The organism is Pseudomonas sp. GW821-FHT01E05, assembly GCF_059422425.1.
In genome coordinates this window covers 132892-145761 of record NZ_JBWKWW010000003.1, presented here as the reverse complement: position 1 = coordinate 145761, position 12870 = coordinate 132892, and the positions used below count along the sequence as shown (strand labels likewise).

Genomic DNA, 12870 nt, shown 5'->3' with positions numbered 1-12870 from the left:
AAAGTTGTAATCTAGCAGTCAGCTGGCTGGCAGCGATGCAGCTTTAGAGTTTCCCACAGGCTGAACCTCATCTTGTTGGAGCGTGACTATGTTTTTGGGAAAACGGTTTTTACGAAATCGACTGGTGCTGGCGGGTTGTCTGCTGGTATTGAGCTTCCCCGTCTGGGCCTCACCACCGGCACAGACCTACGCCTTCGGCGCGCCTGCGCCTGCAGCGAAAGCCACGCGGACAGTCGAAGTGGTAATGGACGATATGTCCTTCAGCCCCAAGTCACTGGATATCAAGGCCGGTGAGACAGTGCACTTTGTGCTGGTCAACAAGGGGCAGCTGCTGCACGAGTTCAACCTGGGCGACGCGGCGATGCATGCCAGGCACCAGCAGGAAATGCTCCAGATGCAGCAGAGCGGCATGCTGACTCCGAGCGCAATGAACAGCGCGCCGGTGTCGTCTGGCTCCATGGATCACGCAGCGATGGACCACGGTTCGATGGCTGGTATGGATCATGGATCGAGCATGAGGCACGACGACCCGAACAGTGTACTGGTAGAGCCGGGTAAAACCGCCGAATTGACCTGGACCTTCAGCAAAGCGAGCAATCTGGAGTTCGCCTGCAACATCCCCGGTCACTATCAGGCAGGGATGGTCGGCAAGATTAGCGTCGCCCAGTAAGCGCTTCACACTCAAAGGCGGGAGCAAAGGCTGGTAGACTTATCGGGTTTATTCAGTCAGGTTTCCGCCATGCATCCCGCAGCCGAACACTCGCCGCTGGGCAAGTCCAGTGAATACATTTCTACCTACACCCCGTCTTTGCTGTTTCCGATCCCGCGCGCGGCGAAATGGGCCGAGCTGGGCTTGAGCGCCGAGACCCTGCCGTATAAGGGCGTGGACTTCTGGAATTGCTTTGAGTTGTCTTGGTTGCTGCCGTCCGGTAAGCCGGTGGTGGCGATCGGCGAGTTCAGCATTCCGGCAGATTCGCCGAACATCATCGAGTCGAAGTCCTTCAAGTTGTACCTCAACTCGCTGAACCAGACGCCGTTTGCCGATCGCCAAAGCCTTGAAGCAACCTTGCAGGAAGATTTGTCCATTGCGGCCGGCAAGCCGGTGGGCGTGCGGATTCGCAGTCTGAGCGAAGTCCAGGCTGAAGGCGTGGCCGGGTTGCCGGGCGTTTGCATCGATGAGCTTGATGTCAGCGTCCGCGACTACGAGCAGCCGCGGCCAGAACTGCTGCGCTGCGACGATTCGCAGGTGATCGAGGAGAGTGTGCACAGCCATCTGCTTAAATCCAATTGCCCGGTGACCGGTCAGCCAGACTGGGGCAGCGTTGCCGTGCACTATCGCGGCGCAGCGCTGGATCACGCGAGCCTGCTGGCTTATCTGGTGAGTTTCCGTCAACACGCGGACTTTCACGAGCAGTGCGTGGAGCGGATATTTCTCGACCTGCAACGCCTGTTGAAACCGGAGACACTCACGGTCTATGCGCGTTATGTGCGCCGTGGCGGTCTGGATATCAATCCGTACCGCAGCACTGAGGCGGTACAACTGCCCAACCACCGATTGGTCCGCCAATAAAGATCTAATGTGGGAGCGGGCTTGCTCGCGAAGGGGCCATAGCATTCAACATTGATGTTGAATGTCAGTCCGCTTTCGCGAGCAAGCCCGCTCCCACATTGGGTTGGTGGTGTTCGCCAGGTTGCATTCAATTCCGCAAAAATGAAAAAGCCCTGCTTCAAGAGCGGGGCTTTTGTATGTGGGGTGTCTAGATTCCCATGTTACCTAGCGCGAGCACGATATTGCGCAAGGTGCCGGCGATCGCGGGATGATCAACTTCGAAGCGTTCTACGGCGAGGTTTACGCCATCGGCCAGGTTGGTGCCCTGAGTTTTTTTCTCAAGTTCGAGCTCAAGCTCGATCTGTTGCATCAGCAATTGCAGATCGGCGCGTTCTGCTTCCGAAAGCGGTGGGTTTTGCTCCAATTGCTCGCGCAGGGTATTGAGCTGTTCTTGCAATTCGCGGGCAGGCATGGCGTTCTCCCTTTATTGATAGGCACAGGTATGGATCGCGGCACAGGCCTAAAGATCCATACCCTGACCTTAGAGTAATCCACTCCATCGCCGCGTGCATGATCTCGATCAAGATCGCTCGATCAGGGTTTTTCACCCTTGAGTCGCCGCAGGCCGATGTCCGCCAGGCAGGTGGTGAGTTCGCCCAGGTGATCAATCACCGAATGTACGCCGAGACTGAACAGTTGCAGCGTTGCCTTGCCGCGTTTGCGCTCGCGCTCTTGCTGGCTCAAAGCCTGCCATTCGCTGGGTGCCAGCCCGCACAGTGAGCCGCATGATGCCAGGCCGATAGTCCAAAGCCCGGCGTTGAGTCCTGACTGCAGCAAGCGTGGTTCACCGCTGACCAGTACACAGCCATCCAGGCGACTGACATTCAGCGTCATCAACGCCTGCCAGCAAGCGTTAGGGGCCGGCCATTGACGGGCTGCTTCGGTGTTGTGGGTGGGTTTGATCCAGTCCGGCAGCGATGCCGCGAGGGAGTGGCTGACCCCGGGCGGCAGCTCATCCAGCCAGGCGCAGGGGACGCCCTGGCGTTGCAAGCTGTGCAGGATATCCAGTGCTCCCGGGGTGGCATTGGCGGGTTCGTGGGGCGGCTGGTCGGCGCTGTGTTGGCGCGTCCGGGCGCCGAAATCGACCAGGCAGCCACTGAGGCCAAAAAGTACGGCAGTCAGGGCTGGAGCAGCTACGGGTAAGGCTTCAGCGTGCGGCATATCAACGTCCCTGAAATAGCATCGCAGGCTAGCCGTTGCCGATGACAGTTGAGTGACATCCGTATGAATGGAAAAAGGCAAAACCGAGTCCTGTTGCAAGACTCCTCTGGAGGGATGCTGCCTAATCAGGTAGTTCCACCTTATACTAGCCCGATTACCGCCAGGGCATAGCGCCCGCGCCAGAACCATCCAAGGAGTTTTTGCTATGCGCTGGAGCAATCGTCTAGCTCAGCTTTGTGTGTGTACCAGTATCATGTTGGTTCCATTTGTGGCTCAGGCCTCGGAAGAAGACCCTTGGGAAAGCATCAACCGGCCGATTTTCCGGTTCAACGATTTTCTTGATACCTATGCCCTTAAACCCCTGGCGCAGGGCTATGAGGCAATCACGCCGCAGTTCCTCGAAGACGGCATCCACAACATGTTCCGCAACATCGGTGACGTTGGCAACCTGGCCAACGACGTCTTGCAGGCCAAGCCTCGCGCTGCTGGCGTCGACACCGCGCGCTTGTTGATGAACACCACGCTTGGCGTGGCCGGGTTCTTCGATCTGGGCACCAAAATGGGCCTGCAGCGCAACGATGAAGACTTCGGTCAGACCCTCGGCCACTGGGGCGTGGGCAGCGGTCCATTCGTGATGCTGCCGTTCTTTGGTCCGAGTACTCTGCGTGATGCACCCTCCAAGTACGTGGACAGCTACACCAAACCCTACCGTTATATGAATGACATTCCGGCGCGCAATATGGCATACGGCCTGGATGTGATCGATACCCGCGCCAGCCTGCTGTCGGCCGAGAAGCTGATCAGTGGCGACAAATACGTGTTTATCCGCAATGCCTTCCTGCAGAACCGCGAGTTCAAAGTCAAGGATGGCAAGGTCGAAGACGATTTTTAAGCCTGACTCTGCAAACACAGAAGGCGGCCACGTGGCCGCCTTCTGTGTTTGTGTCCCGGATTAACTCATCTCCAGGATCGTAAAACCAAGTTTCTGACTGCCGCCGTCCTGTTCTTTAATCCAGACGACCTCTGTGTCGGCTTCCAGACCTTTGAGGGCGGCATGTTCAGAGTCAATCCGTACCTTCAGCCTGTCGCCCACCTTGAATGAGCGTGGAGCCTGGACTTGCATACCGCTGCTGGAAAGGTCCACGCAGACCGCTGGAATCACCTGGCCAGCGTGGATCAGGGTGACCTCGGCATCCACCCGCATGCGGATGTAGTCACGTTTTTCGCTGTAGTCACGGTCATTTTGACTCATGGGCTCTGTCCTTCGATTCTGTTACGGATTTGCTTGTTCTTATAACTCCCGGTGATTTGCGGTGTAAAGACGTCAAGCGACCATCCGCATGAGCTTGAAACGCCCCGCGGATGGGAGTACCGTCTGCGCCTTAGAAGGGCACCTCTGATTAACGCGCGAGTAGGGCAACAGCTCAAAAGTCTGCGACCCGGAGAGGCTAGAAAGCGAATCCAGTAGTGTGAGCCCGGCCAATGCCTCGCCACCTACGCCAACCTAATTCTGGCGCCGTTTGCCCACATGCAAAAAACCAGTGCCACGCTGCTGATAATCGATGACGACGAAGTAGTACGCGCGAGCCTCGCGGCCTATTTGGAAGACAGTGGATTCAGCGTCCTTCAAGCCAGTAATGGCATGCAGGGTCTTAAGGTATTCGAGCAAGCAAAGCCCGACTTGGTGATCTGCGATCTGCGTATGCCGCAGATGGGCGGACTCGAGTTGATTCGTCAGGTGACTGACCGTGCTCCCCAAACACCGGTGATCGTTGTCTCGGGCGCCGGCGTCATGAACGATGCTGTCGAGGCCTTGCGTCTCGGGGCGGCGGATTACCTGATCAAGCCCCTGGAAGATCTGGCAGTGCTCGAGCACTCAGTGCGCCGGGCACTGGATCGCGCGCGCCTGTTGCTGGAAAACCAGCGCTACCGCGAAAAGCTGGAAGCCGCCAATCGCGAGCTCGAAGCCAGCCTGAATCTGCTGCAGGAAGACCAGAACGCCGGGCGCCAGGTGCAGATGAACATGCTGCCGGTCAGCCCTTGGTCGATCGACGAGTTTCAGTTTGCGCACCAGATCATTCCGTCCTTGTACCTATCCGGTGATTTCGTCGACTACTTTCGGGTCGACGAGCGTCGGGTAGCGTTTTATCTGGCAGACGTTTCCGGTCATGGCGCGTCTTCAGCATTCGTGACGGTGCTGTTGAAATTCATGACCACGCGGTTGTTGTTCGAGTCCAAGCGCAACGGCACCCTGCCGGAGTTCAAGCCTTCGGAAGTCCTTGGTCATATCAATCGAGGCCTGATCAGCTGTAAGCTGGGCAAACATGTCACGATGGTCGGTGGCGTCATCGACGAGGAGACGGGTTTGTTGACCTATAGCATTGGCGGTCACCTGCCATTGCCTGTGTTGTACACCCCAAACAGTGTTTGCTATCTGGAAGGGCGTGGTCTGCCGGTGGGCTTGTTCAATGAAGCCACCTACGAAGATCGCGTACTGGAATTGCCGCCGACATTCAGCCTGACGCTGATGTCCGATGGTATTTTGGACCTTTTGCCCGAGCAGACACTCAAAGAGAAAGAGGCCGCCTTACCTGAAAGGGTGAGAACGGCGGGCGGCAGCCTGGATGGTCTGCGGCAGGTTTTTGGATTGGCCACGCTAGGGGAGATGCCGGATGATATCGCCCTGTTGGTGTTGAGCAGGAATCTTTAATGAGTACCGGTAGAATCCAGTTCGCCGAGCAGGACGGCACCTTCGTCCTGAAGTTCATCGGTGAAGTTCGCCTGACCCTTTGTTCGGCGTTGGATGCGACTATTGAGAGGATCTTCACCGCGCTGAATTTTTCAGCGATCGTGATCGATCTGACCGAAACCCGCAGCATCGACAGCACGACACTTGGCCTGCTGGCCAAACTGTCGATCCTTTCGCGGCAAAAGGTCGGCCTTTTGCCGACTGTCGTTACCACCCACGAAGACATCACCCGGCTCTTGCAGTCGATGGGCTTCGATCAGGTGTTCAACATCGTAGATCGCCCGATTCCGTGCCCGGAATGCCTGACCGACCTGCCATCCCAGGATCAGTCGGAAGAAGTGGTGCGGATCAAAGTGCTCGAAGCGCACAAGATCCTCATGGGGCTGAACGACTCCAATCGCGAAGCTTTCCACGACTTGGTGAACGCCCTGGAGCGTCACTGATCCCCTGAAGCGGTGAGCGCTGGTCCGGCCCCGTCGCAAGCAAGCCCGCTCCCACACGAGTCCTGCGTCGATCACACCAGCGCGATCCGACACCGATCCCCTGTGGGAGCGGGCGTGCCCGCGATAGCGGCATAACACTCGACAAATCCCTCAGCGCGAAGCCAGCAGTCTTCGCCGCCAAACCGCATAAAAAAGGGCGAACCCACCAGGGTTCGCCCTTTTTGCATCACGCTGAATCAGATCAAAGCTTGGCTTGCAGCAGCGCTTCGAGCTTTTCCTGGTCGCGAGCGAACTGACGAATGCCTTCAGCCAGTTTTTCGGTGGCCATGGCGTCTTCGTTGGAAGCCCAGCGGAACTGCGCTTCGGTCAGGCTCTGACGCGCTTCGCCAGCATGGCTCGGCGCCAGTTTGCGTTCCAGCTTGCCGTTATCGGCGGCCAGTTTCTCGATCAGTTCAGGACTGATGGTCAGGCGATCACAGCCGGCCAATTGCTCGATCTGGTTCAGGTTACGGAAGCTGGCACCCATGACCACCGTCTTGTAGTCATTGGCTTTGTAGTAGTTGTAGATGCGGGTGACCGACTGCACGCCCGGATCATCGGCGCCGGTGTAGTCGTTGCCGTTGGCCTTCTTGTACCAGTCGTAGATGCGGCCTACGAACGGCGAAATCAGGAACACCCCGGCCTCGGCACAGGCAACGGCCTGGGCGAAGGAGAACAGCAGGGTCAGGTTGCACTGAATGCCTTCGCGTTCCAGCTTTTCGGCGGCGCGGATGCCTTCCCAGGTAGAAGCGATCTTGATCAGTACGCGATCGCGGCCAATGCCAGCCTTTTCATACAATTCGATCAGACGGTGCGCGCGTTTCAACACAGCGTCGGTATCGAACGACAGGCGCGCATCCACTTCAGTGGAAATACGCCCTGGAATCACTTTCAGAATCTCTTGCCCAACCGCCACGCCAAAGCGATCACTGGCCAGACCGACATCGCCCTTGCAGTCGCTGACGCAGTCGTTCAGCAACTGGGCATAACCTGGAATGGCCGCGGCTTTGAGCAGCAGCGAAGGGTTGGTGGTAGCGTCCACCGGTTTGACGCGAGCGATAGCTTCAAAATCGCCAGTATCGGCAACAACGGTGGTGAACTGCTTGAGTTGATCCAGCTTGGAAGTCATTGGCGTGCTCTGTCCTGTGAGTCTGTTGACATTACCCGAGCGCTGACAGCCACTCAAGGGCAGTTATGCTTAACGACGGCCCCGACCGCAACAACCTGAAAACAGATGTTTGAATAGCGGGGCGTCATTCAGATAATTTCGATGCCAAATCAGCCGGCAGGTTCAACATGCCTGAGATCTACCGACCTTCGAGCAGCTGCGCAGCCTGATCCAGCAAGGCCAAAGGCTCCTTGGCCTTATGGATATCCACCGACAGCAACTGCCGAAAACGCCGGGCTCCCGGAAAGCCCGTGCCCAGCCCCAGTACGTGCCGAGTGATATGGTGCATCGCCCCGCCAGCCGCCAGATGCTCAGCAATATAAGGACGCAAACGCGCCAAAGCCTCAGCCCTGGAAATCACTGGTGCCGTACTGCCGAACAACTGCTGATCCACCTCAGCCATCACATAGGGGTTGTGATACGCCTCGCGCCCCAGCATCACCCCGTCGAACCGCTGCAAATGCTCGTGACACTGCGCAAGGGTCTTGATCCCGCCGTTGAGAATAATCTCCAGCTCCGGGAAATCCGCTTTCAACTGTGCCGCCACGTCATACCGCAAAGGCGGAATATCGCGGTTCTCCTTCGGCGACAACCCCTCCAGAATCGCAATCCGCGCATGCACGGTAAAACTCGTACAACCGGCATCCCGCACCTGACCGACGAAATCACACAACTGGGCATAACTGTCGCGACCATTAATCCCGATCCGATGCTTCACCGTCACCGGAATCGACACCGCATCGCGCATCGCCTTCACACAATCCGCCACCAAAGCAGGATGGGCCATCAAACACGCGCCGATCATATTGTTCTGCACCCGGTCGCTTGGGCAGCCCACGTTGAGATTGACCTCGTCGTAACCGTGCTCCTGAGCCATGCGAGCGCACGCCGCCAAATCCGCCGGGACGCTGCCGCCCAGTTGCAGGGCGAGTGGATGTTCGGCTTCGTTGTGACGCAGAAAACGGTCATGGTCGCCATTGAGGAGCGCGCCGGTGGTGACCATCTCGGTGTAGAGCAGGGCATGCCTGGAGAGCAGGCGTAGGAAAAATCTGCAATGGCGATCGGTCCAATCCATCATCGGGGCCACGCTGAAGCGTCTAGACACTGTAGAGCTTGAGTATACTGGGGATGCGGCTGATTTCTGTACCATTTCGCTCTACGTGTTCTAGGCCGATTTTAGGGGGTAAAAAGGCGTTTTTTGAGGAGCACTGGTACAATGTACCAATCACTTTCGGAATTGTACCAGTCGACTATGGCAACGATCAGAGCACGAAAACGCACCGATGGCTCAGTCAGTTACACAGCACAAATACGCCTGTTTCGCGACGGAGCGCAAGTCTACCAAGAGAGTCAGACCTTCGCCCGAAAACAGGCTGCTCAAGCCTGGGTGCGGCGACGTGAGGCAGAGCTTGATCAGCCGGGTGCGATCGAGCGAGCTAACCGAAAGGGTGTCACCGTCAAGGAGATGATCGAGCAGTACCTGGTGGAAATGGAGAAGGTCCGACCGCTGGGTAAAACCAAGCGAGCCACGCTCAACGCCATTGCTGAAACCGAGTTCGGCCAGATGGTTGACTCTGACATCAATAGTCAGCGGCTGGTGGACTATGCGCTTTGGCGCATGAGTAAGGAGGGTGGCGGTGTCCAGCCTCAGACTGCCGGCAATGATCTGGCGCATCTTGGTGCTGTTCTATCGATTGCGCGGCCGGCCTGGGGCTATGAAGTCGATATCCATGCCATGGGAGATGCGAGAAAAGTCCTGAAGAAGCTCGGCTACAACATGAAAAGCCGCGAAAGGGATAGGCGGCCGACAAAGGATGAGCTTGATAAGTTGCTGGAGCATTTTGTTGGCATCCTGCAGCGGCGCCCGAGCTCGATCAACATGCTCAAGGTTACCGGCTTCGCGCTGTTCTCAACCCGCCGACAAGACGAGATCTCCCGCATTCTTTGGGCGGACGTCGACGAAGCAGGTAAACGAGTGATGGTGCGCGACATGAAGAACCCGGGCCAGAAGATCGGCAATGATGTTTGGTGTCATTTACCGGATGAGGCTTGGCGCATTCTGCAGAGCATGCCGAAGAAGTGCGCTGAAGTCTTTCCCTACAACTCCGCGTCTATCTCGACTTCGTGGGCGAAGGCTTGCAAACTCCTGGAGATTGAGGATTTGCACTTCCACGATCTGCGCCACGACGGAGTGAGCCGGCTGTTTGAAATGGATTGGGATATCCCGCGGGTATCGAGTGTGTCAGGGCACCGGGACTGGAACTCGTTGCGGCGTTACACCCATTTGCGTGGGAGAGGTGACCATTATGCAGACTGGTCGTGGCTGGAGAAGATCATCCAGGCGCCCGTGAAATTGGGCGCCAGGACGTTGAAGTAGCTCAGCTGCTGTGTGGCGCGCTGTTCAACTGATTGTTTTCTTTAACGGCAGCAGCGCGCTGAGCATCCAGGTATTCGGAAAGGTCGGTGATGTGAACTCCTTTGGCGCTCTTTTGGCTCGCTTCCATGCGCGTAATGGGGATTTTTATCTGTCCTGCCATCACCTTGCGCTGGAACATGTCAGTGGTGAGGTGAGTGAAATAGTCCTTACAGACTCGGTCCAGGGGAATGACCACCTGACCATTGTATTGGGCCATGAGGACGAACAGCGTTTTCATTGTGCTTTTCCTTTAACAGGGGGTGATCTGCTTAAGCGCTCTGGAACACCCAGCAGCGCACAGTTGTAGGTTTGTTGAACATCGCGTTGCCAGCCGCTTGCGAAGCCCGAACCGCGCTGTATGTGGGTTTGTTGACCTCCAGTAACTTGTGACTGCGGCTTTCGACCAACAAGGCGCGCAACGTCTTGAGGTCGGCGAGGTTTTGCCGATGCTCACTGGCCTTTTCGGCGAACTCGTTGAGGTTGATGGCGATGAGTTTCGGGTCAGTGCTGTGGTTCACCTGCGGACCTTCGCCCAGGCTTTCAAGGTATTCAAAGACCTCCCAGAATTCGGCCACCAGTGGGTGATCAGCGCTGATTGCGGCCTGGCGTTCCAGAGCCATTGCGGTCAGTTGCTGCTGAGTGCTGACCAACTGGTTTTCATCCAGTGGGCAGATCAGGCACAGGCAATCGACCAAGGCCATCATCTGGCTGTGGTTCTTGATAATCCGTTCGACGCGAATGTCTTTGAGCTGGCGCAGGCGTTGTTCGTGGATCAGCACCCGTTCAGCGAACTTCGTCATCACCTGCGGTTCCGCGCGGACAGCCTGCAATAGAAAGTGACTCAACTGCTCGACCGGGATCAGGTTCAGATTGTCGGCGGCTGTGCGGCTCTCTGTGGTGACTTCAGGGCGGGCAAAGTGCAATTTGACGATACGGGTCAGGATGGCCTCGGACGCGCTGACATCGGCGTTCTGGCTGATTGCGATCGTCCCGCGAAACGGCGGTTCATAGGTCTCGTTACCGCTGGTTTTCATCCCCTTAGTACCGAGCGTGCCGCCGCCGAAGAAATCCTTCAGTTCATCCCAGTCGAAGCCTTTGGCATGAGCTTTATCAGGCTCATTGCGGTCGCCCTCGATCAGTACCACTGGCATGTTCGACACCTGGCCCATGGCACGCTGGCGGCCAGCGCGGGTCGATTTGGAGGGGTCAAAACCCTCTTTCTCCTGGCCCAGCAGTTTCCAGAGGAAAGTGAGCAGGGTGGTCTTGCCGGCACCGGCTTCGCCCGTGGCCTCGAGGAAGGGGAAGGACTTGTATTTGGCCCGAATCTGCTCCGCGAATAGTGAGCCAAACCAGAAGGCCAACGCCACCACACCCTTGGCACCAAAACAGGTCCAGAGCATTGGCAACCAGTCTGAGCGGTACTCCTTGCTGTCACGCTGGATATGCATCGCAATCGACTTCTGCAGCGTTTTCAGCCGCAGCTTGCCGAACTCGAAAAAGTCCTCTTTGTTCACCTCACTGACGATGCCGTTGCGCACCGCCAGGTCGCCGAACACATAGGCGCCGTGCTGCTTGCTGAAGCCCACGTAGTCGATCGTCTCCACGGTTTTCAGGCTGTAGAGCTGGTCTTTCATGATCTTGTCGAGCTGCTGCCCGCTGCCGGTGAACACCGCGCCGGCGGCCATGCTCAGTAGGCGTTTCTTGAACTCGCTGGCTGCTGCGACCTGGCCGCCGGTGAAGGTGTTTTTGACACTGCCGCCGTCGTGGGGGAAATCGACGCGGAAGTAGTACCAGGACTCGTCGGTGACTTCGTTGCGCTGGAAGTACAGCGCCTGCGGGTAGCAGTTGGCGATTTCCACGACGCCGCCGCACTGACGCAAGGCCTTATCCCGACGCTGCTTGTCATTGAGCAACTGATCTTCGTGACGCTCGGAAGACTCCAGCGCCTGCATGGCCTTGTTGAATTTCTCCAAATCCATCTTGAACCAGTACAGCCGGCTTTCGAACCCGAAGTGAAACTCATGGCGTTCACGCCATTCGTACATCAGCACGCCTTTCTCGGCGGCGCTTTCAGCAATCAGCAGGGCGCCATAGTGGCGGGCGGCTTTCAGGTCGTTATAGATCTGCTCGGCACGCTGCTCGCTGTCGTCGATAAACTGCCAACGCTGGTGCAGGTCATTCCAGTCAACCTTGCGGCTGTCTGGCTGGTGGATCTGTGCCGCTTCGCATTCATAGCCGAGGGCGCGGGCCATACGCACCCAGCGCTTGGTGTAGCGATGGGCGCCAGGCTCGTTATCCAGCGCCCAAATCAGCTTGGGCAGCTTGCCACCTCGCAGGCGTGCCAGCTCTTTCAAGGAGTCTTCGGGGAAGGCGTTGGACGACATGGCCGACGCAGCGGCGATGCCGTGATGTGCCAGTGCAATGGCGTCGAAAATGCCCTCGACGATCCACAGCTCTTTGACGTTCAGAAGATCGATGCACGGTGGGCACCACCACACACCACGATAAGTTTCACCTGGCTTGAAGCGAGCTTTCATTTTGCCGAAGCGGTGCGGTCGGTCAATCAGCCGTTCCCAGTAGCCGCCTTTGTCCAGGGCGAAACGCACTGTTGCACTGCCGATATTCAGTTCGCGGGAAAAGAAGGTTTCCTGAGTAAACCACCCCTGAATCAGATCAAGGCGAAAACCCCGGGCAAACTCCAGGTAGGCGCGTGCGGTTGCGGTTGGGTGCTGGTCGGTTGCTGGTGCGCGTTTGCTCCAGTCGCCGAACAGGTCTTCGTAAATCTCTTTGACATGCCAGCTCTGGCCGCACTTGCTCTCGCGACCGCAAATGATCAGCCATGGGTTGGAATAGTGGGTGTACAGCTCTTTTTTGCCACAGGCGGGGCATTTACCGCCGCGCATGTAGTCGGTGCTCGCACGGTGTTTCAGACCGTAGTCGGACTCCAGGCGTTGCAAGACATCGGCGCGTAACGCGTGTTCCATTTTCATCGGGGCTTACTTCACATCGCCGAGGCTGTATTTAAGGGCGCCCATCAGGCGTTTTTGCGCAGCCATCACCGGGAAGGCCGCGAGCAACGAGCCATGCCGTATACCCTCGGGGACCAAGCGGAAACGATCGTCATACCAGTACTGGTTGAACTGCACCGAGTACTGCATGCGCAGTGTCTGGAGCAGGATTTCGGCCTGCTCTCGGGTCAGTTTTGCGGTGATGGCGACATCGATTTCCATGGTCCACCTCGGATTTCGGGCAAAGCTCACCCAAACCCACGGAGTCGGGGTAGGG

At 57.4% G+C, this 12870-nt stretch carries 14 protein-coding genes; 6 read left to right on the top strand and 8 right to left on the bottom strand.

Features of this window, described 5'->3' with window-relative positions; all coding sequences use genetic code 11:
- The first annotated feature begins 88 nt into the window (after positions 1-88).
- Both copI and queF read left to right on the top strand, forming a co-directional pair.
- Entirely contained in the window at positions 89-670 is a 582-nt protein-coding gene (gene copI, locus AC07W5_RS07270; RefSeq protein ID WP_495023100.1) for a copper-resistant cuproprotein CopI, read from the top strand.
- Positions 671-739: 69 nt separating this feature from the next.
- Positions 740-1570 carry an NADPH-dependent 7-cyano-7-deazaguanine reductase QueF gene (queF, locus tag AC07W5_RS07265; protein ID WP_495023099.1) on the top strand — a complete coding sequence of 277 codons (831 nt, stop codon included), beginning with the start codon at positions 740-742 and terminating at the stop codon, positions 1568-1570.
- Positions 1571-1757: 187 nt separating this feature from the next.
- Here queF and AC07W5_RS07260 read toward each other — a convergent pair whose 3' ends face one another.
- Positions 1758-2021 carry a DUF4404 family protein gene (locus AC07W5_RS07260; protein ID WP_489075281.1) on the bottom strand — a complete coding sequence of 88 codons (264 nt, stop codon included), beginning with the start codon at positions 2019-2021 and terminating at the stop codon, positions 1758-1760.
- 122 nt (positions 2022-2143) lie between these two features.
- Entirely contained in the window at positions 2144-2770 is a 627-nt protein-coding gene (pcrP, locus tag AC07W5_RS07255) for an HAD superfamily inactivated hydrolase PcrP (RefSeq protein ID WP_494992283.1), read from the bottom strand.
- Positions 2771-2975: 205 nt separating this feature from the next.
- Between pcrP and AC07W5_RS07250 the strand changes: the two genes are divergently transcribed.
- Positions 2976-3662 (top strand): MlaA family lipoprotein, encoded by a 687-nt coding sequence (locus tag AC07W5_RS07250; protein WP_494992282.1) that lies wholly within the window; start codon positions 2976-2978, stop codon positions 3660-3662.
- A 60-nt stretch (positions 3663-3722) separates the two neighbouring features.
- Here the strand turns inward: AC07W5_RS07250 and AC07W5_RS07245 are convergent, their stop codons facing one another.
- The gene (locus tag AC07W5_RS07245; RefSeq protein WP_494992281.1) at positions 3723-4022 is read right to left on the bottom strand and encodes a PilZ domain-containing protein; all 300 of its coding nucleotides are present in this window, start codon (positions 4020-4022) and stop codon (positions 3723-3725) included.
- Between the two features lie 276 nt (positions 4023-4298).
- On the opposite strand from AC07W5_RS07245, the gene rssB reads away from it, so the two are divergent.
- Both rssB and rssC read left to right on the top strand, forming a co-directional pair.
- Positions 4299-5480, top strand: coding sequence for a two-component system response regulator RssB (gene rssB, locus AC07W5_RS07240; protein ID WP_495012606.1), 1182 nt, complete (start codon positions 4299-4301; stop codon positions 5478-5480).
- Positions 5480-5962 carry an anti-sigma factor antagonist RssC gene (rssC, locus tag AC07W5_RS07235; protein WP_016968051.1) on the top strand — a complete coding sequence of 161 codons (483 nt, stop codon included), beginning with the start codon at positions 5480-5482 and terminating at the stop codon, positions 5960-5962. The genes rssB and rssC overlap by 1 nt, the downstream gene beginning before the upstream one ends.
- Before the next feature lie 241 nt (positions 5963-6203).
- Here rssC and tal read toward each other — a convergent pair whose 3' ends face one another.
- The gene (gene tal / locus AC07W5_RS07230; RefSeq protein ID WP_494992279.1) at positions 6204-7130 is read right to left on the bottom strand and encodes a transaldolase; all 927 of its coding nucleotides are present in this window, start codon (positions 7128-7130) and stop codon (positions 6204-6206) included.
- Between the two features lie 178 nt (positions 7131-7308).
- Positions 7309-8319 (bottom strand): tRNA dihydrouridine(20/20a) synthase DusA, encoded by a 1011-nt coding sequence (gene dusA / locus AC07W5_RS07225; protein ID WP_495023098.1) that lies wholly within the window; start codon positions 8317-8319, stop codon positions 7309-7311.
- Positions 8320-8421: 102 nt separating this feature from the next.
- Between dusA and AC07W5_RS07220 the strand changes: the two genes are divergently transcribed.
- Positions 8422-9546 (top strand): tyrosine-type recombinase/integrase, encoded by a 1125-nt coding sequence (locus AC07W5_RS07220; RefSeq protein WP_495023227.1) that lies wholly within the window; start codon positions 8422-8424, stop codon positions 9544-9546.
- Between the two features lies 1 nt (position 9547).
- Here the strand turns inward: AC07W5_RS07220 and AC07W5_RS07215 are convergent, their stop codons facing one another.
- The 3 genes from AC07W5_RS07215 to AC07W5_RS07205 are packed head-to-tail and all read right to left on the bottom strand — an operon-like array spanning position 9548 to position 12815.
- On the bottom strand, positions 9548-9823 hold the full coding sequence (locus AC07W5_RS07215) for a pyocin activator PrtN family protein (RefSeq protein ID WP_495023097.1): 276 nt from the start codon (positions 9821-9823) through the stop codon (positions 9548-9550).
- A 31-nt stretch (positions 9824-9854) separates the two neighbouring features.
- Positions 9855-12575 carry a toprim domain-containing protein gene (locus AC07W5_RS07210; RefSeq protein ID WP_495023096.1) on the bottom strand — a complete coding sequence of 907 codons (2721 nt, stop codon included), beginning with the start codon at positions 12573-12575 and terminating at the stop codon, positions 9855-9857.
- Between the two features lie 6 nt (positions 12576-12581).
- Positions 12582-12815 (bottom strand): hypothetical protein, encoded by a 234-nt coding sequence (locus tag AC07W5_RS07205; RefSeq protein WP_495023095.1) that lies wholly within the window; start codon positions 12813-12815, stop codon positions 12582-12584.
- Between the last annotated feature and the right edge of the window lie 55 nt (positions 12816-12870).